The organism is Eikenella sp. HMSC061C02, from assembly GCF_001809035.1.
Classification (GTDB): Bacteria; Pseudomonadota; Gammaproteobacteria; order Burkholderiales; family Neisseriaceae; genus Eikenella; species Eikenella corrodens.
Genome location: NZ_KV795543.1, coordinates 1 through 21,004 on the forward strand (window position 1 = coordinate 1; position 21,004 = coordinate 21,004).

At 56.6% G+C, this 21,004-nt stretch carries 21 protein-coding genes, 1 other RNA gene and 1 pseudogene; 11 read left to right on the forward strand and 12 right to left on the reverse strand.

The genetic code is table 11. From position 1 onward, the window contains the following. Positions 1–1,054: 1,054 nt before the first annotated feature. Complete coding sequence (locus tag HMPREF2541_RS05520; RefSeq protein WP_023888032.1) at positions 1,055–1,243, forward strand: hypothetical protein; 189 nt, start codon at positions 1,055–1,057, stop codon at positions 1,241–1,243. A gap of 32 nt (positions 1,244–1,275) precedes the next feature. Beyond that, positions 1,276–2,253 (forward strand): annotated as a pseudogene (locus tag HMPREF2541_RS12570) (tyrosine-type recombinase/integrase); the annotation flags it as partial. A gap of 142 nt (positions 2,254–2,395) precedes the next feature. On the opposite strand, the gene ssrA reads toward HMPREF2541_RS12570, so the two are convergent. The 6 genes from ssrA to HMPREF2541_RS05550 form a co-directional block, all read right to left on the reverse strand. After that, positions 2,396–2,758, reverse strand: a transfer-messenger RNA (tmRNA) gene (ssrA, locus tag HMPREF2541_RS05525). Between the two features lie 223 nt (positions 2,759–2,981). Then, positions 2,982–3,338, reverse strand: coding sequence for a 50S ribosomal protein L20 (gene rplT, locus HMPREF2541_RS05530; RefSeq protein ID WP_023888029.1), 357 nt, complete (start codon positions 3,336–3,338; stop codon positions 2,982–2,984). A 13-nt stretch (positions 3,339–3,351) separates the two neighbouring features. Further along, positions 3,352–3,549: a 50S ribosomal protein L35 gene (rpmI, locus tag HMPREF2541_RS05535; RefSeq protein WP_003823953.1), complete on the reverse strand. Its 198-nt coding sequence runs from the start codon at positions 3,547–3,549 to the stop codon at positions 3,352–3,354. 150 nt (positions 3,550–3,699) lie between these two features. Next, complete coding sequence (gene infC / locus HMPREF2541_RS05540; protein WP_088383949.1) at positions 3,700–4,221, reverse strand: translation initiation factor IF-3; 522 nt, start codon at positions 4,219–4,221, stop codon at positions 3,700–3,702. A gap of 168 nt (positions 4,222–4,389) precedes the next feature. Next, entirely contained in the window at positions 4,390–4,725 is a 336-nt protein-coding gene (locus tag HMPREF2541_RS11615) for a hypothetical protein (RefSeq protein WP_050754447.1), read from the reverse strand. A gap of 305 nt (positions 4,726–5,030) precedes the next feature. Continuing rightward, positions 5,031–5,543, reverse strand: a complete 513-nt coding sequence (locus tag HMPREF2541_RS05550; protein ID WP_035580710.1) for an O-acetyl-ADP-ribose deacetylase — start codon at positions 5,541–5,543, stop codon at positions 5,031–5,033. Positions 5,544–5,822: 279 nt separating this feature from the next. Between HMPREF2541_RS05550 and HMPREF2541_RS05555 the strand changes: the two genes are divergently transcribed. Continuing rightward, the gene (locus tag HMPREF2541_RS05555; protein WP_003823946.1) at positions 5,823–8,024 is read left to right on the forward strand and encodes a primosomal protein N'; all 2,202 of its coding nucleotides are present in this window, start codon (positions 5,823–5,825) and stop codon (positions 8,022–8,024) included. A gap of 265 nt (positions 8,025–8,289) precedes the next feature. Here HMPREF2541_RS05555 and HMPREF2541_RS05560 read toward each other — a convergent pair whose 3' ends face one another. The 6 genes from HMPREF2541_RS05560 to HMPREF2541_RS05585 all read right to left on the reverse strand — a co-directional run bounded on the left by HMPREF2541_RS05560 (position 8,290) and on the right by HMPREF2541_RS05585 (position 16,027). Beyond that, positions 8,290–8,760 carry a hemerythrin domain-containing protein gene (locus HMPREF2541_RS05560; RefSeq protein WP_003823944.1) on the reverse strand — a complete coding sequence of 157 codons (471 nt, stop codon included), beginning with the start codon at positions 8,758–8,760 and terminating at the stop codon, positions 8,290–8,292. 176 nt (positions 8,761–8,936) lie between these two features. After that, positions 8,937–9,623: a respiratory nitrate reductase subunit gamma gene (narI, locus tag HMPREF2541_RS05565; protein WP_003823943.1), complete on the reverse strand. Its 687-nt coding sequence runs from the start codon at positions 9,621–9,623 to the stop codon at positions 8,937–8,939. Positions 9,624–9,647: 24 nt separating this feature from the next. Beyond that, positions 9,648–10,292, reverse strand: a complete 645-nt coding sequence (narJ, locus tag HMPREF2541_RS05570) for a nitrate reductase molybdenum cofactor assembly chaperone (protein ID WP_003823941.1) — start codon at positions 10,290–10,292, stop codon at positions 9,648–9,650. Further along, the gene (narH, locus tag HMPREF2541_RS05575; protein WP_003823940.1) at positions 10,292–11,860 is read right to left on the reverse strand and encodes a nitrate reductase subunit beta; all 1,569 of its coding nucleotides are present in this window, start codon (positions 11,858–11,860) and stop codon (positions 10,292–10,294) included. The genes narJ and narH overlap by 1 nt, the downstream gene beginning before the upstream one ends. A 72-nt stretch (positions 11,861–11,932) precedes the next feature. Then, positions 11,933–12,277, reverse strand: a complete 345-nt coding sequence (locus tag HMPREF2541_RS05580) for a cupin domain-containing protein (protein ID WP_003823939.1) — start codon at positions 12,275–12,277, stop codon at positions 11,933–11,935. 63 nt (positions 12,278–12,340) lie between these two features. Then, positions 12,341–16,027 (reverse strand): nitrate reductase subunit alpha, encoded by a 3,687-nt coding sequence (locus HMPREF2541_RS05585; protein WP_070542156.1) that lies wholly within the window; start codon positions 16,025–16,027, stop codon positions 12,341–12,343. Between the two features lie 297 nt (positions 16,028–16,324). On the opposite strand from HMPREF2541_RS05585, the gene HMPREF2541_RS05590 reads away from it, so the two are divergent. From HMPREF2541_RS05590 to HMPREF2541_RS11925, 8 genes are all read left to right on the forward strand, one after another. Next, positions 16,325–16,753 (forward strand): TOBE domain-containing protein, encoded by a 429-nt coding sequence (locus HMPREF2541_RS05590; protein ID WP_035580707.1) that lies wholly within the window; start codon positions 16,325–16,327, stop codon positions 16,751–16,753. Positions 16,754–16,942: 189 nt separating this feature from the next. Continuing rightward, positions 16,943–17,260 carry a hypothetical protein gene (locus tag HMPREF2541_RS05595; protein ID WP_064083562.1) on the forward strand — a complete coding sequence of 106 codons (318 nt, stop codon included), beginning with the start codon at positions 16,943–16,945 and terminating at the stop codon, positions 17,258–17,260. A 72-nt stretch (positions 17,261–17,332) separates the two neighbouring features. Next, the gene (locus tag HMPREF2541_RS05600; protein WP_003823932.1) at positions 17,333–17,638 is read left to right on the forward strand and encodes a hypothetical protein; all 306 of its coding nucleotides are present in this window, start codon (positions 17,333–17,335) and stop codon (positions 17,636–17,638) included. A 94-nt stretch (positions 17,639–17,732) separates the two neighbouring features. After that, complete coding sequence (locus HMPREF2541_RS05605; protein WP_035580704.1) at positions 17,733–18,299, forward strand: hypothetical protein; 567 nt, start codon at positions 17,733–17,735, stop codon at positions 18,297–18,299. Positions 18,300–18,379: 80 nt separating this feature from the next. Then, positions 18,380–18,682 carry a hypothetical protein gene (locus HMPREF2541_RS05610; RefSeq protein WP_003823929.1) on the forward strand — a complete coding sequence of 101 codons (303 nt, stop codon included), beginning with the start codon at positions 18,380–18,382 and terminating at the stop codon, positions 18,680–18,682. Between the two features lie 56 nt (positions 18,683–18,738). Beyond that, the gene (locus tag HMPREF2541_RS05615) at positions 18,739–19,551 is read left to right on the forward strand and encodes a class I SAM-dependent DNA methyltransferase (protein ID WP_070542159.1); all 813 of its coding nucleotides are present in this window, start codon (positions 18,739–18,741) and stop codon (positions 19,549–19,551) included. A gap of 173 nt (positions 19,552–19,724) precedes the next feature. Next, entirely contained in the window at positions 19,725–20,663 is a 939-nt protein-coding gene (gene ribF / locus HMPREF2541_RS05620; RefSeq protein ID WP_070542162.1) for a bifunctional riboflavin kinase/FAD synthetase, read from the forward strand. A 13-nt stretch (positions 20,664–20,676) separates the two neighbouring features. Beyond that, positions 20,677–20,856 (forward strand): hypothetical protein, encoded by a 180-nt coding sequence (locus tag HMPREF2541_RS11925; protein ID WP_003823925.1) that lies wholly within the window; start codon positions 20,677–20,679, stop codon positions 20,854–20,856. Positions 20,857–21,004 lie beyond the last annotated feature (148 nt).

Genomic DNA, 21,004 nt, shown 5'->3' on the forward strand with positions numbered 1-21,004 from the left:
ATATTGAGTGATTTTGCTTCCTAAGCCCCTAGATAATTTACTATATCGTTGAATTAAAACGAATATTTCGGGTAATAAAAACAGTATCAACCATGAAACGATTGGCCACGAACCTAGTACACCTCCGGTCTTTAGGGGAGATAGCTGCCGGTCGTCGGTATGCATCATCACCTCTTGCTTAGGTTTTATCTTTTAGTGAGTAAAAGAACCAGGTCCTTGCAATCATCTTTCAGCCAAGCAAAGCTGTCTGCCTCAATACCCCTTTTGATTGCCGATTTGGTCTCGGCAATCTGCCCTTTGCCCGTAGGTATGACTTTCTGCATCGGTGCGGATATGCTGTGAGTAAGCTTAAAGTGCCTTTAACCCGGCATGCATCACCGCCGTTGCCGGTATCGGCGTACGGGATATTGGAACCTTGTCCGCTTAATCGGTGCTTGATTAGGCCCAACAGATGGGGAAGTGTGCCTGACCGGGTTCTCCGTTTAGTGAGTTTTACCAAGGTCTCGGGCAGAAACCACTTCAAAAATATCAATCCATTGATATTTAATATTATTTCTACTTTATATTAAAAACCATGCGGCACTCAGCATTAACAGAACCTAGTTCCATTACATGAATACACTTGTACCCATCGTACTTTTTATAGGGATAACCAGCTACGCCAATCCAAAGTGACCTGTTATTCACTCAGTGAACAAAAGCTTTTCCAAGTTTCAAACCGCCATATGGTCTGCCGATATTCATCCTCCTTTGAGAATGGGCTGAAAAAAATTTTAGGGCTTTTTACTGCTAAGATAGTTGCTACCGATATAGGCAATGGATGCGCACCTGACATTGTTGCTTATCCCACCGGTAAATCACCCGCCACGACGCAGTGTGGAACACAATCTGCCGTGGACAATGGATTAACTAAGCCGCTGACAGGCGAACTTTAAATTTGGAGAAAAAATGCAAACAGAAAGACGACTCAGGTTGCCTGATGTCCGCCACATGGTTGACTACGGTACTACGACCACTTACTGCAAGTCCTAATTACTCATATGGAGGATTGAATATGCTGAACCAAATCCAGTTGAAACGTTACGCCGAGTTGTCAGGCTATACAGAAAAGGCATTAAGGGACAAAATCAGCACCGGCGTTTGGATAGAGGGATGCCACTACTACCGTGCACCCGACCGCCACATCTTAATCAACGTAAAAGAGGTAGAAAAATGGCAACGAAACGAATGCCAACCGGTGTAGTTATCCGCGACCGTAGTATCAAAATATGGTTCATGTATCGGGGTAAACGATGTTGGGAAAGCCTGCCGCTCAAGCCCACCACCGCCAACATCCGGCACGCCACTAAACTCCGGGAAGAAGTATGTACCCGAATCGCCATCGGCGTATTCGACTACGCCGAATTCTTCCCCAACTCCAAACGGGCGGAAGAAACGGAGCGCAGCCCCACTTTCCGTGAGATGGCTGAAGCCTGGCTGGCCACCGTTAACCAGCTATCCCACTCCACCCTATCCCGCTATCGCGGCATGCTCAACAGCCACGTCCTACCCAAAATTGGCGACATACCGATAGACCGTATCCAGTACAGTACCCTAGCCGGACTGCTGGCCACCTTAGACTGTAGCGCAAAAACTCGCAATAACATTGCCACCGTTATCCGGCAGCCGTTTGTTCTTGCGCTCCGCGACGGCAGGATAAAAGACAATCCCGCCCAGCATCTGGCCAACGCCAAAGTGCAAAAAGAGCAGCCTGATCCGTTCACGCTCGAAGAAGCCGAAGCCATCCTAGGCTACCTGAAAAATGAACCTGTGTTTCACAATTACTTCGAACTGGCCTTCTTCAGCGGTATGCGTACCAGCGAGCTCATCGCCCTCACTTGGCAGGACATCGACTTCCAGAGGCAGTGCGTGCGCGTAAATAAAGCATCCGTAGCTGGTAAGCTGAAAAGTACCAAAACCCACAGCTATCGAGACATCGAGCTCAATAGCCGTGCCTTGGAAGCCTTACGTAGGCAATGGCAAAGGACAGGGCTGGCAAGCGGATACGTTTTCATCAATCCGAAAACCGGCAGCCCGTTTGAGAACGACAAAGTGCCGTGGAGACCGTGGCAGCACTCTATAAAAATAGCGGGGGTAAGGTACAGGAAACCCTACAACACCCGCCATACATTTGCCACACTCAACCTCATGGCCGGAGCCAACCCCATGTGGGTAGCCCGTCAGATGGGACACAGCACCATGAAAATGCTACTTGAAAACTATTCCCGCTGGATTGACTTGGCCGACAAGCAGCGTGAAAAGTCCAAAATTGAGCAGCTTCTTAGTGGAAAATGTGCCAATAGTGTGCCAAAAAACACAGAAATGGAGATAAGTATAGGATACTTATCGGATATCTTGGTGGAGGCGGGGGGAATCGAACCCCCGTCCGGAAGCCCTCTACAAAGCGTTCTACATACTTAGTCTTGCCAACTTAGAATCTCACCCCCATTCCGCCGACAGACAGGCTGTTTGGGAGCCAGTTACCTTAAATCTCATTTCCCGCCAAGTAACCCGACGGGAAACCAGTCAATGTAGAATGACGTTGCGGTAGCTTACGCTACACAGCCCATTGACCAACTGCTGCAACGGCAGGCCTTAGGCGGCCAATGCGAAAGTTTCGTCGTTTGCGACTATTTAAATTCAGTGTTTTACGGGAAATCTGAGACCCCGGTATGCCCGCATCTGCTTCGCAACCCCCGTCGAAACCAAGGTCGCCCCCAGATAAAGGAAGACGGATTATACGCTGCCGATCGGCTTTGGACAATTCGTTTTGCTGGCCGCTGCCCCAAAGGCTACCTGAAAACGGTTTCTTCAACGAGGTCGGCCGACAGCTTGGTGTAGCCAAGGCCAAGTTTCTGCGAAGCTAAAGCCTAAGCACCCTCTACACTTCCAGCACAATAAAAAATCGGCCGGAAGATTCCGGCCGATTTTCCAATTAGGCATTAAGCCAAAGCAGCTTTGGCTTTTTCAACCAGCTGAGCGAAAGCAGCTTTGTCGAATACAGCCAAGTCAGCCAATACTTTGCGGTCCAGCTCGATAGCGGCGCGTTTCAGGCCGTTCATGAATTTGCTGTAAGACAGGCCGTGCTGGCGGGCACCGGCGTTGATACGGGCAATCCACAGTTGGCGGAACTGGCGTTTGCGCTGGCGGCGGTCGCGGTAGGCATATTGGCCTGCCTTCATCACCGCCTGTTTGGCAACGCGGTAGACGTTTTTACGACGGCCGCGATAACCTTTGGCCAGAACTAATACTTTTTTATGACGGGCACGTGCGGTTACACCGCGTTTTACGCGTGGCATATTTCAGACTCCTTTAAGCGTAGGGCAACATTTTGTGAACAGAAGCCACGTCGCGCTCGTTCACCATAGCGGTGCCGCGCAGCTGGCGTTTGTTCTTAGTGGTTTTCTTGGTGAGAATGTGGCGTTTGAACGCATGAGCGCGTTTGATGCCACCGTTGCCCAGCACTTTGAAGCGTTTCTTCGCACTGGATTTGGTTTTCATTTTAGGCATGGGAAAACTCCATTGGTTTATCGGATTAGGCATCGGGAGGCTGCCTGCAACAGGCCGCGCTTAATACCCGAAACCACGGTTTTATGCCGCACATACAACATTGAAGCCGTTTCCCGCGTGCGGCGGAACGGAAAACGGCGAATTATACGGTTACTTCTTCTTGGGTGCAACCATCATCACCATCTGGCGGCCTTCCATTTTCGGAAACTGTTCCACAGCGGCCACTTCGGCCAAATCGGCCTTCACACGCTCCAGAAGCTGCGCGCCCAAGTGCTGGTGCGCCATTTCGCGGCCGCGGAAACGCAGGGTGATTTTCACTTTATCGCCATCGGTCAAGAAGCGGGTAACGTTGCGCATTTTGATTTGATAATCGCCTTCGTCGGTGCCGGGGCGGAATTTGATTTCCTTAATCTGCACCTGCTTCTGCTTTTTCTTGGCTTCGTCGCGTTTTTTCGACTGCTCGTATTTATATTTGCCGTAGTCCATCAGCTTGCAGACAGGCGGTTTGGCGGTGGGGGAAATCTCCACCAAATCCACGTCTTGCTCTTCGGCCATGGCCAGGGCTTCTTTCACGGTTACGACGCCGAGCTGCTCACCCGTGCCGCTGATTAAACGCACTTCTTTGGCGTGAATTTCGCCGTTGATCCGTGCTTCGCGTTCTTGTGCGATGATGAATCTCCTATTAAGGTTAGTTTGGTAGCATGCCAATTTTGGCTGATGAGCCGACGGCATGCCGCTGTGGCCGGCGTATCGAAAGGAGCACCGGCTGCTCCGGAAATTTTCAGGTAACACAAGGCAGGCTATTTGACATCAAATGTATCAAATGCGGCGCCCGGCCATTTAATTTTTTTGCTGCCGGTATTCGTCTAACACGGCAACGGCATCACGCAAAGAGAGGCCAAAACGGGAGCGGATAGCTTTGATATCGGTAATACGCACGCCACTCAGGTTTTCAGCCAGCCATTGACGGGCAGCAGGGTTATTATGGAATGCTTGCAGGGCGGCACGGTGGGCACGGCTTATCATCCAATCGTAGAGGCCATATACCAAGAGTAGGGCAAGGATATAAACCAAGAAGTCTTGGCTACTGCCAGCTTGCCTGGTGAAATGCCACAGCAGGATAGCAAGAATAATCAGATAAACAACTTGCAGCCAGCTCCAAAGTTTGCTGCGCATCATTGATTCCTCTTAGCGGGTAATTTCTTAATCTGCCTGCGGCGCTTTTGAGACAGGCCTTTTCTTTCAAGTAAAGGCTACTTGCTCTCTATTCTTTCCAAACCACAAGCTCCAATTACAGGTTTGCCGCCTGCCGACGCAACGCGCCCGCGATTATAGCAAGTTTCGCCATAAATACACCAAAAACCTGCATTTAGCCGCCCAAAACGATACTTCCCGCCAACAATCCAAGCAATCTGTTTTGGCGATGCACCCGATTTTGCCTGCTTAATGCCAAATGTGCACTGCGTATCTGCCCGAATTTTTCAGGCAGCCTCCAGCAATCGCCGGTACAGTGCCGCATCTTGCTGTGAAAAACAACAGAACACCACACGCTGCATCTGCGGGCATTGCGGCAGCGTTTCGCGCACAGCCTGCACTGCAATTTTTGCCGCCTCACGTGCGGGGTAGCCATACACGCCGGTGCTGATACAGGGGAAAGCAATGCTTTGCGCACCCTGTTCCGCAGCCAGGCGCAACGAATTGGCATAGGCTGCGGCCAACAGGGCCGCTTCACCATGCTGCCCGCCGCGCCATACCGGGCCGACGGTGTGCACCACCCAGCGCGCCGGCAACCGATAGCCCCGCGTGATTTTGGCCTCACCGGTGCGGCAGCCGCCCAGCCGGCGGCACTCGGCCAACAGCTCCGGTCCGGCGGCGCGATGTATCGCACCATCCACTCCGCCGCCGCCCAATAGCGAAGAATTGGCGGCATTGACTATCGCGTCCACCGCCAGCGTGGTGATATCGGCTTGGCATACTTCCAAAGTGGCAGTCATATCGGTTTCCTTAGTTTTAAATGAGAGGCTACCTGAAATTGCTTCAGCCTTGCCGTAGTCTATTTTGCTGCGTTGCGGCAAAAGTTTTCAGGTAGCCTGATTCTCCGTTGGTACAATACGCCTAGTTTACTGCCCGCACTATCCAAAGGCTACCTGAAACCATGCTGCCGTTTTCACTGCACTAACGCGTTAGCTCCGTAGAGAAGTGCGCTTTCAGGTAGCCCTTCCTGTTTCAGGTACAATACCCGCCGTCTCCTTATTCATTCACTCCCAACCGCCGTGCCCTACTGCCAAGTTGCCCTCAATGTTCCTCTCGACACGCTGCTTACCTACCGTGCCGACCGTATTCCCGCGCCCGGAGTGCGCGTGGCCGTGCCGTTTCGCGACAAAACCGTGGCCGGTATCGTGTGGGGCGCGTGCGAAGAACCAGAAATCAGCCCGGACAAAATCCGCCCGCTCGCGCAAGTGTTTGAACACGAACCGCTGCTGCCCGCAGCCTGGCGCGAACTGATTGAATTTACTGCCCGTTATTATCACCACCCCATCGGCCAAACCGCCTTCACCGCCCTGCCAGCCGGCCTGCGCGAAGCCAAGCCCTGCCCGTTGCCGCAGCCGGAAACCTATTTTTCGCTCACCGATTTGGGGCGACAACAGTCATCCCCGCCGCCGCACCATCGCCGCAAGGCCGCGCTGTGGCAGGCGCTGCTGGAGAGCACGGTAAGCCAAAGCACCGCCCGCACCATCGCGCCGCAGGCCGCCGCCCAGCTGGCCGATTGGCAAGCGCAAGGCTGGCTGACAGCCGAAACTAGCACTCTGCCCACCCACATGCCGATTCCGCCCTCGCCCGTGCCGCTCAACCCCGAGCAGCAGGCCGCGGCCGATGCGGTGGCACAGGCGCAGGGTTTTGCCCCCTTCCTACTGTATGGCATCACTGGCAGTGGCAAAACCGAAACCTATTTCGAAGCCATGGCTGCCGCGCTCTCGGCGGGCAAACAGGTGTTGTTCCTGCTGCCTGAAATCAGTCTCACGCCGCAGCTTATCGCCCGTTTGCAACAGCGCTTTGCCGATGTGCCGACTGCCGTGTTGCACAGCCAAACCGCCGCCGGCGAACGTACCCAAGGCTACCTGAAAGCCATGTGCGGCCGGGTGCGACTGGTGGTGGGGACCCGGTTGGCAGTGTTCACGCCGCTGCCGGATTTAGGGCTGATTGTGGTGGATGAAGAACACGATTCCTCGTTCAAGCAAGACAGCGAGCTGCGCTACCACGCCCGCGATTTGGCCGTGTGGCGCGCACGCCAAGCCGGCTGCCCGATTGTGCTAGGCAGCGCCACGCCCGCGCTGGAAAGCTGGCACAAGGCGCAAAGCGGCGGCTACCGCCTACTCAGCCTGCCGCAACGCGCCCGCGCGGCCGCCCGCCTGCCCGAAATCCACCTAATCGACATTCGCCGCGAGCCCTTGGACCAAGGCTTCAGCCCGGCTGCTTTCAAGCTGTTGCAGCAAAATCACGCTGCCGGCGGCATGAGCATGGTGTACCTCAATCGGCGTGGCTTCGCCCCTGCCCTATTCTGCGGCGACTGCGGCCACACCTTCGGCTGCCCGCACTGCTCCGCCAAACTAGTGCTGCACCAGCTTGCGCACCAGTTGCGTTGCCACCATTGCGGCCTGGCGGCGCCGATTCCGAAAAAATGCCCCGACTGCGGCAACCAAGACCTCACCGCCGTGGGCATCGGCACGCAGCGGGTGGAAGAAGCCCTGCGCGCGCAACTGCCCGGGGCCAAAATCGAGCGCGTGGACCGCGACAGCGTCGCCCGCAAAGGCGACTGGCAACGGCTCTACCAACGCATCGCCGCAAACGGCGTGGATATTTTGGTGGGCACGCAGATGCTGGCCAAAGGCCACGATTTCGCCCGCCTGAATTTGGTGCTGGTACTCAACGCCGACGGCAGCCTCTACAGCGCTGATTTCCGCGCCCCCGAGCGGCTGTTTGCCGAACTGATGCAGGTGGCCGGCCGCGCCGGGCGTGCCGAACTGCCCGGCCGCGTGTTCATCCAAACCCGCCTGCCGGAGCATCGCGTGTATCAAACGCTGCTGCGGCAAAACTATGCCGACTTCGCCGCCGGCGAGCTGGCCGAGCGCGAAAGTTTCGATATGCCGCCCTTCGCCCACACCGCCACCATCCGCGCCGATGCCGCCAATATGGCCGATGCGTTGGAAATGTTGCGCCTAGCCGCCGAATGGGTGGCGCAACAAAGGCTACCTGAAAGTGCGGAAAACGAAGCCAAAGAAGTGCTCTGCCTCGGCCCGGTACCCATGCTGCTGGCCAAACTCGCCGGCCGCGAACGCGCCCAGGTGTTTCTGGAAAGCCCAAACCGCAAAGCGCTGCACCGCCAAGTCTCCCTATGGCAGCAAGCCCTCGCCACGCTGGCACGGCAGTTTGCCGCGGCCAGATGGTCGGTGGATATCGATCCCTTGGAGATGTGAGCTGCCTGTATTCGGTGTCAGTACCACGCTTTCACAAAAGGCTACCTGAAAAATACTCCATTGAAAGGGCGGGATATTTTTCAGGTAGCCTTGCTGCAATAAGCTGCCTTTAAGCTAAAACCACCCAAGGCCGATAAGCTTTCTCCCCCCAACGCCGCTATTCAGACCTGCTCCCGCCAAGCGGCCCGCTAACCGTTGGGCAGAAAAAAGGCTACCTGAAAACAGCAAATCCGTTTTCAGGTAGCCTTTTCTACATTTTATGGAGTTACGCCAACACGCGGGCAAACAGAATATTGTCTTCCAAATCGATGTGGTCGCGCAGGTCATCCACCAGCTCTTGAGCCAGGCTGTAGAGTTGCTGCCAGCTGCGGCAGGCATCGGCGGGGGCTTGCAGGTTGTCTGTGATTTCCAACAGGCGTTCGATGGCGGCATCGTGCTCGGTGTGTTCATGCATCATCATGCGCACGGGCATCGCGGCGGCGCGGCCGGCGCCTTGTTTGAGCATGGGGAACAGGATGCGCTCTTCTTTCATCATGTGGCTGAGCAGTTCGCCTTGGATGGTGTGCAACAGGGGAACCATCTCGGCGGGGAACTTACCTGCATGCACGCCGGCCACTTTCTCGGCCAGTGGAATGAGCTCATCGAGCTGGCGGCGGTGGGTGTCGTGGTAGCGCGGCAGGATGTGGTCGATGATGTCGCTGTCGGAGGCGTTTTGCCAGAGTTCGTGATCAATCATGAGCGTGGTGTCCTTTATGGTTCTATAGTGAATGAAAATAAGAATGCTACTGTGTTGGCTCGCCTTGCCGTATTACGCATACTGCACTATGGCTCGCCGCCTTTTCCCATTCTCATTTTACTCCACTATATAAAAATTTCAGGTAGCCTCCTGGAAGGCTACCTGAAAATATTACCTTAGCGGCGGCGTACCAGCTGCCAGGGACGGAATACGTAGAGTGCGCTGGCAAAACCGCTCCACACGTGCACCATACGGGTGAACGGGAAGATGAGGAAGAAGGTCATGCCCATAAACATATGCAGTTTGAAGAGGATGTGCGCATCGGTGATGAAGCTGGCAGCTTCTACGCCACGGAAGGTAACGATGTGCTGTGCCCACTGCATGAGCAGGGTCATTTCGTGGCCGTCCATGTGGCCTGCGCTCACGCAGATGGTGGAGAGGCCGAGCACGAGGGTAATCAAAATCCACACCAGCAGCAGCTTGTCGCGCCAGGTGCTGTTGATATTGATACGGTCGATGGTGAAGCGGCGTTTGATCAGAATCAGCAGACCGACCAGCGCCATGGTGCCGAAGATGCCGCCGGCGGTCATGGCCAAGAGCTGTTTGGCCGCATGGCTCACGCCCAAGGCGTGCCATACCCACAGCGGGGTGAGCAAGCCGACAAAGTGGCCGCCGAACACAGCCAATACGCCAACGTGAAACAGGATATTGCCCAAGCGCAGCTGGCCGTCATACAGCAGCTGGCTGGAGTCGCTCTTCCAGGTGTACTGCTCGCGGTCGAAGCGCACGAGGCTGCCGAAGAAGAAAATTGCCAAACAAATATAGGGATAGATGGCAAAGAAGAAGAAGTGCAGGTTACTCATATCAAAACTCCCAAGCAGGTATGCTTACTTGCTTTTTGGATAAAATTGTACGGTTTGGATGCTCGGCTTGAGCAGGGGCTCGATACCGGATACGTCGGGGCCGAAGGTTTCCATGGCTTCGTCCATATCGCGCACGGGCGGCTCGGTTAGGGGCTGCGGCTCGACAGGGCTGAGCGCCACGATATTCTCCAGCACGACGGCATAAGGCGAACCGGCGGTGCGCAAGTTTTTGCCGATATGGTTGATCACGTGCACGGCATCGCCGAGCAGTTTTTGCGCATCGGCAGGCGGAATATGGGCGAAAAATTCCAGCAGCGCGGGCAGGAAGTCGGGCAGTTCGTCGTCGCCCAATTCGAAGCCGTATTTGCGGTATTCTTCCAACAGATCCACCATGGCGCTGCCGCGGTCGCGGTCTTCGCCGAAAACGTGCTCGAAAATATACAGTGCATGCAGGCGGTTGCGGTCAAAGGTGGAAACGTATTCCTCCTGGATATGGCGCAGGCTGTTGCCGCCCAGATAATCCAGCAACGCTTGCAAACCCTCGCGGTGTGCGGCTAATTCGGGCATCTGGTCGAGTGCTGCCTGGAATTCAGGCAGCGCCTCTACCAATTCGGCTTCCGGATAGCACAGCAGCGCCGAGAAGAATTTGTATACCGGATTGCCCTGCATCAGCGCACCCCTTTTTCGCGGTTTTCTTCCAAGTCCTTACGACGGTCGAAGAAGATGATGGGCGAAGCTTTTGGCTTGCCGAACAGGCTTTCTTTGGTCATGCCGTCCGAGCCGCCGGAGCAGCCGTTGCCGAAGGAGAAGCCGCAGCTTGCTTTGTCTTCAAAGGTATTCTCCACCTGTTCTTTGTGGCTGGTGGGAATCACGAAGCGGTCTTCGTAGTTGGCGATGGCCATAATCTGATACATGTCTTCCACCATGGCCGGGGTCAGGCCGGTGCCGTCCAAGGTTTGCTCCAGCGTTTCGCCGTGTACCACTTGGCCGCGTTTGTAGCGGCGCATGGCGATCATGCGTTCCAGCGCGTCTTTAATCGGCTCGATTTTACCGGCGGTCAGCAGGTTGGCCAGATAGCGCAGCGGGATGCGCATTTCGTCCACGCTGGGGATGATGCCGTTTTCGCCCACCAAGCCGTTTTCGATGGCGGATTGGATCGGGGAGAGCGGCGGGATGTACCATACCATCGGCAGCGTGCGGTATTCGGGGTGCAGCGGGAAGGCGATTTTCCATTCCATCGCCATTTTGTAGACGGGCGATTTTTTCGCCGCATCGAGCCAGCTCTGGCTGATGCCCTGTTTCAGGGCTTCGCGCTGGATTTCGGGGTCGTGCGGATCGAGGAACACGCCCAGCTGCGCTTCGTATAGGTCTTGCGGGTTTTCTACTGAAGCGGCTTCTTCGATTTTGTCGGCGTCATACAGCAGCACGCCCAGATAGCGGATACGGCCTACGCAGGTTTCGGAGCAAACGGTGGGTTCGCCCGCTTCGATGCGCGGGTAGCAGAAAATACATTTTTCGGCTTTGCCGCTCACCCAGTTGTAGTAGATTTTTTTGTACGGGCAGCCGGATACGCACATACGCCAGCCGCGGCATTTGTCTTGATCGATGAGCACGATGCCATCGTCTTCGCGTTTGTAGATGCTGCCGGACGGGCAGGATGCGACGCAGGTCGGGTTCAGGCAGTGTTCGCACAGGCGCGGAAGATACATCATGAAGGTCTGCTCGAACGCGCCCATCATGTCTTTTTGGATGCCTTCGAACAGGGTGTCTTTGGCGCGTTTTTCAAATTCGCCGGCCAAGTCGTCTTCCCAGTTGGGACCCCATTCAACCTTGTCCATTTTCTTGCCGGTGAGCACGGAAATCGGCCGCGCGGTGGGCGGGGTTTTCATGCGCGGGGCATTTTGCAGGTGCTCGTAATCGTAGGTGAACGGCTCGTAGTAGTCGTCGATTTGCGGCAGGTTGGGGTTGGCGAAAATGTTGGACAGGATTTTCAAACGGCCGCCCTGCTTGGGCACGAGTTTGCCGTTGGGTTTGCGTACCCAGCCGCCATTCCATTTTTCCTGGTCTTCCCAGTTTTTCGGGAAGCCGATACCGGGCTTGGTTTCAACGTTGTTGAACCAGGCGTATTCCACGCCGTCGCGGCTCGTCCATACGTTTTTGCAGGTAACGGAGCAGGTGTGGCAGCCGATACATTTGTCCAAGTTCAGCACCATGCCGACTTGTGCTCTGATTTTCATGATGTGTTCCTTAAATGATTGGTCTTTTTCAGGTAGCCTTCCTTTTGGCTCTTAAGGCTACCTGAAAAACGGTTATGCCTTTTCGAATCCGGCTTTCGGGCTGATAATCGAAACCAAGATGCAGTCTTCCTGGCCGCTGTTGCGGGCACCGTGGATTTGGTGGTCGCCCACTACTACACTCTCACCTGCGCGGATGGTGCGGCCGCTTTGCGCGTCGTCCACCAGCTCGGCTTCGCCTTGCAGCACAATCCAGATGTCCACACCACACGGGTGGCGGTGGGCTGGCAACATAGTGTGCGGCGGAATCTGCCACAGCACCATATTGTCGTGCTGGTCTTGATGCAGCACGGTACGCACGGCTTCGGAGGGGGTTTCCTTCAAATAATCGGCGAAACGGATAATCTGCGGAAGCTTCATGGTTTCGTTCTTTATCCGGTTTTCAGGTAGCCTTTTGTGTAGCAGGAGGCTACCTGAAAAACCTTATGCCTGATCGGCGGGTTCGTCCATCCAGTCGATGTCCTTCATCTTGCGGACAATTACCCACTCGTCGCGGTTGGAGCCGACCGTACCGTAATAGTTGAAGCTGTACGCCAGCTGCGCATAGCCGCCTATCATGTGGGTCGGGTTCAAAACCGCCTTGGTTACCGAGTTGTGGATGCCGCCGCGTTTCTTGGTGGTTTCCGCCGCAGGCGTGTGCACCAATTTTTCCTGAGCGTGGTACATCAAAATCATGGTTTCAGGAATACGCTGGCTCACAATCACACGGCAGGCAATCGAACCGTTGGTGTTGAACACTTCCACCCAGTCGTTATCTACCAAACCTGCTTTCTTGGCATCGATTTCGGAAATCCACACGTGCGGGCCGCCACGACCGAGCGTGAGCATACGCAGGTTTTCCGAATAGGTGCTGTGGATACCCCATTTCTGGTGCGGCGTGAGGAAGTTGAGCGTGATTTCCGGATTGCCGTTGGGCATTTTGCCCAAGAGTTTCTTGGTGGTTTTGGTGTCCACGGCGGGGCGGTACACGCAGAAGGCCGCACCGAAATCGCGCATCCATTTGTGGTCTTGGTAGAACTGCTGGCGGCCGGTGAGCGTGCGCCACGGAATCAGCTCGTGCACGTTGGTATAGCCTGCGGTGTAGCACACTTCTTCGCTCTCCACGCCCGACCAAATCGGCGAGGTAACAATCTTGCGCGGCTGGGCGACGATGTCGCGGAAGCGGATTTGCGTGTGCTCGCTGGCATTAATCAGATGCGTATGGTCGCGGCCGGTGATTTTGCCCAGCGACTGCCAAGCTTTTTTCGAAACGTGGCCGTTGGTTTCCGGCGCCAGGGTCAAAACCATTTCGGCCGCATCGATGGCGGTTTCGATTCTCGGCTGGCCTTTGCCCGCACCTTCAGGCTGCACGCCGTTGAGTTTGCGCAAGAAGTCCACTTCGTGCTTGGTATCCCACGCCATGCCTTTGCCGTTGTTGTTCACTTTTTCCAGCAAGGGGCCGATAGAAGTGAATTTCTCGTAAACCGCACCGTAGTCGCGTTCCACCACGGTCATCGCGGGCATGGTTTTGCCCGGAATCGGCTCGCACTCGCCCAGTTTCCAGTCTTTCGGGTCAAAGGGCTGGCCGAGTTCCTGCGGGCTGTCGTGCATCAGCGGGGTGAGCACGATGTCTTTGCGCACGCCCAGATAGTCTTTGGCCAGCTCGCTGAATTTTTTGGCCAGGCCTTTATAGATTTCCCAGTCGGACTTGCTCTGCCACAAAGGCTGCACCGCTTCGGTAAACGGATGGATGAACGGGTGCATGTCGGACGTGTTCAGATCGTGTTTCTCGTACCAAGTGGCGGTCGGGAAAATCACGTCGGCGTACAGGCAGGTGGGGTTCATGCGGAAATCTAGGAGCGTGAACAAATCCAGCTTGCCTTCCACACCTTCCCGCTGCTTCACTTCGGCCGGCTTCAGGCAATCGTCTTCGTCGCTCATCAGGCCGTTTTGCGTGCCGAGCAGGTATTTCAGGAAATATTCGTGGCCTTTGCCGGAAGAGCCCAAAATGTTGGAGCGCCAAATAAACATATTGCGCGGCCAGTTTTTCGGGTTTTCCGGATCGTCGCAAGACATCTCCAGCGTGCCGTCCTTCAAACCTTTCACAGTGTAATCCACAGGATTCATGCCGGCTTTTTCGGCCGCATCGGTTATATCCAGCGGATTGGTTTCCAACTGCGGCGCGCTCGGCGTCCAACCCATGCGGGCAGCTTTGGCGTTGTAGTCGATCATGGTCAGGCGGCGCATATCGTCGCCAGCGTCGGACGTAAGTAACTCATCGGCGGACACGGTTTCGTGGCGATACTGGCCGGTGTGACCGTAGAAGAATGAAGTACCGGCCATCTGGCGCGCGGGGCGGTGCCAGTCGAGCGCGAAAGTCAGCGGCGCCCAGCCGGACTGCGGACGCAGTTTTTCCTGTCCCACATAATGGCACCAGCCGCCGCCGGACTTGCCGATGGTGCCGCACATCATCAGCATGTTGATCAGGCCGCGATAGTTCATGTCCAGGTAATACCAGTGGTTCAGGCCGGCGCCGACGATAATCATCGAGCGGCCTTTGGTATCGTGCGCGTTTTGGGCGAACTCGCGGGCTACCTGAATCACGCGTTCGGGAGCGACGCCGGTGTGTTTTTCCTGCCATTTCGGCGTGTAGGGCTTGTCGTCAAAATAGTCTTTGGCCACGTTCTCGTCGCCCAAGCCGTTGTCCACGCCGTATTGCGCCACCAAAAGATCGAACACGGTGGCCACCAATTGGCTGCTGCCGTCGGCCAGGGTGATGCGTTTCACCGGCACTTTGCGGAAGGTTTTTTCTTCGTCGAATTCGCCGCCGAAGTAGTCGAAACCGACGCGCACCACGTCATCGGCGCACGTTTTCAGCGACAAGGCCGCTTGAACGTCTTGATCATCCTGCGCCTTGGTTTCCAGATTCCATTTTTGGCTGCCGTCCCAACGGAAGCCGATGGAGCCATTGGGCAGCATCAGGCTGTCGGTTTTCTCGTTCCACGCCAGCACTTTCCAATCGGGATTCTTCTCTTCGCCGAAGTTGTTGCTCAAATGGGAGGCGCGCAGAGTGTATTCCGGGCGGTAGCCTTCGCCATCTTCTTTCAAGCACACCAGCACAGGCATATCAGTCAGGCGACGGCAGTAGTCTTGGAAATAGTCGGACGGATTGTCGATGTGGAACTCTTTGAGGATAACGTGCCCCATCGCCATCGCCAGCGCAGCATCCGTGCCTTGGCGCGGCGCGAGCCAGATGTCGCTGAACTTGGCCATTTCGCCGAAGTCGGACGACACGGCAACAGTTTTGGTGCCTTTGTAGCGCACTTCAGTGTAGAAGTGAGCATCGGGGGTACGGGTCATCGGGATGTTAGAACCCCAGACCAGAAGATAGTTGGAGTTGTACCAGTCGGCAGATTCGGCCACGTCGGTCTGTTCGCCCCAAGTCTGCGGCGAAGCAGGCGGCAGGTCGCAATACCAGTCGTAGAACGACAGCGGCACGCCGCCGATCAAACCAAGATAGCGCGCGCCTGCAGCGTAGCTGATCATTGACATGGCAGGAATCGGCGAGAAGCCGATAACACGGTCGGGGCCGTATTTCTTGATGGTGTAGCAGTTGGCTGCGGCCACCATTTCATAAGCTTCGTCCCAGTTAGAACGCACGAAGCCGCCCAAACCGCGCTGGGATTTGTAGGATTTGGAGCGCTCGGGGTCTTCCACAATCCATTTCCATGCTTCGATCGGGTCTTTGGTTTTGCGTGCTTCGCGCCACAGTTCGGCCAGCGCGCCGCGCATCATCGGATATTTGATACGCTGGGCAGAGTAAACATACCAGCTGTAAGACGCACCGCGCGGGCAGCCGCGGGGTTCGTGATTGGGCAGGTCCGGGCGGGTGCGCGGATAGTCGGTCTGCTGGGTTTCCCAGGTGATGATGCCGTTTTTAACGTAGATTTTCCACGAGCATGAACCGGTACAGTTCACGCCGTGGGTAGAACGGGCGATTTTGTCGTGCGACCAGCGGCTACGGTAGGCATTTTCCCACTTGCGGTCTTCGTTGGTTAAAACGCCGTGACCATTAGAAAACGGCTCGCGCTTTTGCCTGAAGAAGGTCAGGCGGTCTAAGAAATGGCTCATGTGCGATCCCTATGTGTATGCTTTGCCAGCAAAAACCGTGCAAAGGCCTTCCTGTGCAAAGCTATTCTCAAAACCGAAATACTTTTATACTCAGTGGATTGAACTATAAAACAAGCAAGCAGCAAAAAACATGCTTCCAACAGGTTTAACAGCCATTCATTAGACTAAGCCTTGTCTAGTTCGAAAGGATTAGATAGCTCAGCCTTTCGGATGGTTTTTGCAGCAGCCCAATTTAAACTCAGTACAAATCAGTTAGAATGCACACTTTATCTACCCGCTACAAAAGGAAAATCCACCATGAAAACCAGCGCACGCAACCAATTCAGTGGCAAAATCAAATCTATCAAACACGGCCCGGTAACCAGTGAAATCACGCTTGTACTTGAAAATGGCGCCGAGCTGGTAGCCACCGTAACCGAAGAAAGCTGCCGCGAGCTCGGCCTGGCCGAAGGCGGTATCGCCACCGCCCTCATCAAAGCCGGCAACATCATCGTGGCTACCGACTTGCACCCGATGAAACTCTCCGCCCGCAACCAGCTCAGCGGCCAAATTACCCATGTTGAACGCGGCGCGGTGAACTCCATTGTGTCCGTCGACATCGGCGGCGGCCTCATCCTCACTGCCGGCATCACCATGCAAAGCACCGAAACCCTCGATTTGCACCCCGGCCAAAGTGTTACCGCCATTTTCAAAGCCGGCAGCGTGATTTTGGGCGTAGTCGCTTAACAATCATCCAAACAAGAGCCACCATAAGGCTACCTGAAAATATGGTTTCAACCGAATCATGTTTTCAGGTAGCCTTTGCCCCGCCCGAATGTTCTCTCTATAAAGCACTTCGGCTATAGACAACTCCCCCGCCAAACGGCACAATGCGGCTTCGTTCCTCATTCATCATATTTCAAAAGGAAATCACAAATGAAAAAATATCTGTTTGCCGCAGCCGTATTGGCCGCCGTTGCCGCTCCTGCCGCCCAGGCCAAAACCCTGCAACAAATGCGCAACGAATTCGTGAGCGCCTGTACACAATCCGCCACTTCCGGAGGCAGCTCCCTGAACCAGCAAATGGCCCGCACCCTCTGCTCCTGCACCTTCGACGAAACCGGCAAACAATACGGCACCCGCTGGAAAGCCACGCTGGATGCCTACGACCGCACCGGCAACGACCCGCAGTTTGAAAGCCGTATGCGCCGCAACACCGAAGCGTGCATCAACCGCCACCTCAACCGCCGCTAAACGGCACACAGGCAGCCCGCTGTTTTGCAGGCTGCCTAATTTTTATTCTTCACTCATCCACATCAAAATATTATGTTTAAAAAACTCCTCCCCGCCCTATTCCTGCTCGCCCTCATCCCTAGCGCCGCCGCCAATGGCCCCACCTACAGCACGCGCGATTTGTTTATCAGCCGCTGCACTGGCGAAACCGCAACCACCGGCATTTCCCGCCAATCTGCAGCCAATATCTGCGCCTGCACTTTCGACCAAATCAGCAGCCGCTACGGCAGCAACTGGCCGCAAGCCCTCGACAGCCAAGACATCGGTAACAAACCCGAACTCACCCGCTTCATCGACACCGCCACCCGGCAATGCGTCTCCCGCCATATGTCCCGATAAATGCGGCATGATTCAAACCCAATTTTCAGGTAGCCTTTCCGTCATCATAAAGGCTACCTGAAAACACAAACCCCACTGCTTAAGGAAACTCATCATGCTTATTCGCCGACTGTTCCCCGCAGTACTTGTCCTCACCGCCCTCGCCGCCTGCCAAACCACCGGCAGCAATACTGCCAACCAAGCTCCCACCACCCCGCGCAGCAGCTTCGTCAACGCCTGCGCCGACAACGCCGCCGAATGGCGGATGACCCCCAACCAAGCCGCCGACGTTTGCGCTTGCGCCTACGACAAAGTCAGCAGCCGCTACGGCCACAACTGGATTCGCCAGCCCGCCAACCCCAACACCCCGCTGGGCCGCTATTTCATCAGCAGCGTGCGCCAATGTGCCGCCCGCCCCAACGCCAATGCCAACCCCAACCGCCGCAGCATTGCCAGCCACCGCAGCGCCTTCCTCGATCTCTGCACTTCCCGCAACATCGGCACCCCCGCCCAAACTCGCCGCATCTGCGCCTGCACCTACGACACCCTGCGCAGCCGCTACACCACCGCCCAATGGCAGCAACATATCAACAACGACACCAACCCCGACCGCGATCCCGTGCTCAACCGCCGCATGAATGAAGCCGCCAATACCTGCGTGCGCCGCCACCTCTCCCGCTGAGTTTCAGCCCCAACCCTTTTTCAGGTAGCCTCAAGCCGGCAGAGGCTACCTGAAAACCACAGCTACCAAGGAAACCCGCTATGAAACCCATCCTCTTTCTATCCGTTCTACTCGCCCTTACCGCCTGCGCCTCCAATTCCGCGGTCGGCACTTCCCGCAGTGGCTTCATCGCCCAATGCACCTCGCGGTTCAACAGTCGTACCAACACCGCCCAGCTGCGCCGCCTATGCGCCTGCACCTACGACACACTGCGCAGCCGCTACAGCGCCCGCGAATGGCAACGCGTTACCACCGCCTACGACCGAGGCCAAAGCAATCCCGTCCTCGAACGCCAGATGAGCGCTGCCGCAAACAGCTGCGTCCGCCGTTATCCCGTGCGCTGAGTTGGTAGTCCCGCAACAATCCACCCTCCAGCCCGACACCACTTTCAGGTAGTCTCATGCCCCACCACCGCCCCCTGCCCATCGACTTCGCCGCCGTCTACTGCGATCGCATGGCCGAACTCGGCTTCAGCGAAAAGCCCGCCGCCGAATGGGACGACAAAGCCCCCAGCTTCAGCGCCAAAATCCTCCAGCCCAGCCCCTACGCCGATGCCTTTATCGCCCGAATGCACCTCCGCCCCGGCGACACCCTGCTCGACGTCGGCTGCGGCCCCGGCACCCTCGCCCTGCGCCTCGCCCCCAAAGTGCAGCGCCTCTACGGCCTCGACTACAGCAGCGGCATGCTCCGTTGTTTGGAAAGCAACGCCCAAGCCGCCAGCCTCGTCAACATCACCCCCATCCACCTGAGCAAAGAAGACAGCTGGCACAACGTGCCCGTGTGCGACATCGTCGTTTCCTCCCGCAGCGGGCTTGACCGCGACCTCGCCGCCCTCTTTGCCAAACTCAGCGCCCACGCCCGCCGCAGCGTGTATTTCACCATCCTCGCCGACGGCCATTTCAACCCGCCCCAAATCAGCCGCCTGCTCGGCCAAGAGCGCAGCCCCTACCCCAGCTACATCTACGCCCTCAACATCCTCTATCAAATGGGCTACGACCCCATCCTCAGCTACATCACCACCCCCGGCCGCCTCGCCGACTGCACCCAACTGCCCGACTTCCTGCAGCGCATGGCCGCCGCCTACGGCACGCTCACCCCCGAACACACCCAACTCCTCACCCAATTCTTCCAGCGCCACCACAGCCAATTCGCCGAAGCCCCCTTCGCCATGAAATGGGCACTCCTGAGCTGGGATACCGAAGCCGCCGCATAACAAGCGGAAACAGAAAGGCTACCTGAAAACCTCCGCTGCAACGCCGTGCAAATCAACACAAGGCGTCCCGCCAGGCCGAAAGTTTCAGGTAGCCTTATCGCCACTCATACCGCACCGGGTGCTTTAATCCGCCCTTCCCGCTACAATAGCCCCTTTTTCCCACCCCGCCCGCCATGAACATCCGCTTCGGCAACACCGTATTCCGCCCGCACCCGCACGGCAGCGCCGTTACCATCGGCAATTTCGACGGCGTCCACCTCGGCCACCGCCATATCCTCGAACGCCTGCGCCATGAAGCCGACGAGCGCGGCCTCGCCGCCGTGGCCATCGTATTCGAGCCCCAGCCGCAAGAATTTTTCAGCCGGCAGCGCAGCGTGGAAAAACCCTTCCGCCTCAGCCCCCTGCGCGAAAAACTGCGCCTGCTGCGCGACACCGGCTGCCTCGATGCCGTATGGGTGCTGCGTTTCAACGCCGGCCTCGCAGCCGTATCCGCCGCCGACTTCATCCAACACCTGCTCATCGAACAGCTGCACACCCGCCACCTGCTCATCGGCGACGACTTCCGCTTCGGCGCCGGCCGCCAAGGCGATTTCAGCCTCCTCAGCCGCTGCCCCGAATTCACCACCGAGCGCACCCCCTCCGTGATGGTGCAAGACGTGCGTGCCAGCAGCACCCTCGTGCGCCAAGCCCTCAGCGAAGGCCGCCTCGGCTACGCCGAAAGCCTGCTCGGCCACCCCTATTCCCTCAGCGGCCGCGTGAAACACGGCGCCAAGCTCGGCCGCACCATCGGCTGCCCCACCGCCAACCTCCACCTCCCCCCGCACCGCTACCCCCTCTGCGGCGTATTCGTCATCGCCGCCCACGGCACATTCGGCACACGCTACGGCGTGGCCAGCTTCGGCCGAAACCCCACCGTATCCAGCCTGCCCACACAAAAACTGGAAGCCCACCTGTTCGACTTTGCCGACCAACTCTACGGCCAACGCCTGCGCATCGACTTCCTGCACAAACTGCGCGACGAAGCCAAATTCCCCGGCCTGCCCGAGCTGCAGGCGCAAATCGCCGCCGACATCGCCCAAGCCAGCGATTGGCTGGTGCAACACCAGCGATAGCCCCGCCATCGGCTTGCCAGCCGCCGCCCCCGCAGGCTACCATGCCGTACCGATACGACCCAATCCGGAGCCCAAATGGATTCCCCCGCGAACACGCCGTACCGCCGTACCACACAACAACACCGCTGCCGCCAGCATGCCCTTCATGCTGCGCACAGCGGTGTTTTTGTTTGACGGGTATTGGGCTACCTGAAAACAAGCGGTGAAGATTGGTAAAGAGCAAAGGAAAGGTTTTCAGGTAGCCTCTAAGATTCCGGATATGCTGCTGCCGGGCAAAACAAAATTAACTAGGAAAAACATGATCACGTTAAGAGACATCACCCAATTAATCGCCATGCTGT

What these genes read in the sequence shown, in the direction of transcription:
- rpmI (WP_003823953.1), bottom strand. Translation starts at nt 3,549, where the DNA reads ATGCCTAAAATGAAAACCAAATCCAGTGCGAAGAAACGCTTCAAAGTG.
- HMPREF2541_RS05580 (WP_003823939.1), bottom strand. Translation starts at nt 12,277, where the DNA reads ATGAAGCTTCCGCAGATTATCCGTTTCGCCGATTATTTGAAGGAAACC.
- HMPREF2541_RS05615 (WP_070542159.1), top strand. Translation starts at nt 18,739, where the DNA reads ATGCCCCACCACCGCCCCCTGCCCATCGACTTCGCCGCCGTCTACTGC.
- HMPREF2541_RS05605 (WP_035580704.1), top strand. Translation starts at nt 17,733, where the DNA reads ATGCTTATTCGCCGACTGTTCCCCGCAGTACTTGTCCTCACCGCCCTC.
- HMPREF2541_RS05600 (WP_003823932.1), top strand. Translation starts at nt 17,333, where the DNA reads ATGTTTAAAAAACTCCTCCCCGCCCTATTCCTGCTCGCCCTCATCCCT.
- HMPREF2541_RS05550 (WP_035580710.1), bottom strand. Translation starts at nt 5,543, where the DNA reads ATGACTGCCACTTTGGAAGTATGCCAAGCCGATATCACCACGCTGGCG.
- HMPREF2541_RS05595 (WP_064083562.1), top strand. Translation starts at nt 16,943, where the DNA reads ATGAAAAAATATCTGTTTGCCGCAGCCGTATTGGCCGCCGTTGCCGCT.
- HMPREF2541_RS11615 (WP_050754447.1), bottom strand. Translation starts at nt 4,725, where the DNA reads ATGCGCAGCAAACTTTGGAGCTGGCTGCAAGTTGTTTATCTGATTATT.
- HMPREF2541_RS05610 (WP_003823929.1), top strand. Translation starts at nt 18,380, where the DNA reads ATGAAACCCATCCTCTTTCTATCCGTTCTACTCGCCCTTACCGCCTGC.
- HMPREF2541_RS05560 (WP_003823944.1), bottom strand. Translation starts at nt 8,760, where the DNA reads ATGATTGATCACGAACTCTGGCAAAACGCCTCCGACAGCGACATCATC.
- HMPREF2541_RS05590 (WP_035580707.1), top strand. Translation starts at nt 16,325, where the DNA reads ATGAAAACCAGCGCACGCAACCAATTCAGTGGCAAAATCAAATCTATC.
- ribF (WP_070542162.1), top strand. Translation starts at nt 19,725, where the DNA reads ATGAACATCCGCTTCGGCAACACCGTATTCCGCCCGCACCCGCACGGC.
- narH (WP_003823940.1), bottom strand. Translation starts at nt 11,860, where the DNA reads ATGAAAATCAGAGCACAAGTCGGCATGGTGCTGAACTTGGACAAATGT.
- narJ (WP_003823941.1), bottom strand. Translation starts at nt 10,292, where the DNA reads ATGCAGGGCAATCCGGTATACAAATTCTTCTCGGCGCTGCTGTGCTAT.
- narI (WP_003823943.1), bottom strand. Translation starts at nt 9,623, where the DNA reads ATGAGTAACCTGCACTTCTTCTTCTTTGCCATCTATCCCTATATTTGT.
- rplT (WP_023888029.1), bottom strand. Translation starts at nt 3,338, where the DNA reads ATGCCACGCGTAAAACGCGGTGTAACCGCACGTGCCCGTCATAAAAAA.
- HMPREF2541_RS05520 (WP_023888032.1), top strand. Translation starts at nt 1,055, where the DNA reads ATGCTGAACCAAATCCAGTTGAAACGTTACGCCGAGTTGTCAGGCTAT.
- HMPREF2541_RS05585 (WP_070542156.1), bottom strand. Translation starts at nt 16,027, where the DNA reads ATGAGCCATTTCTTAGACCGCCTGACCTTCTTCAGGCAAAAGCGCGAG.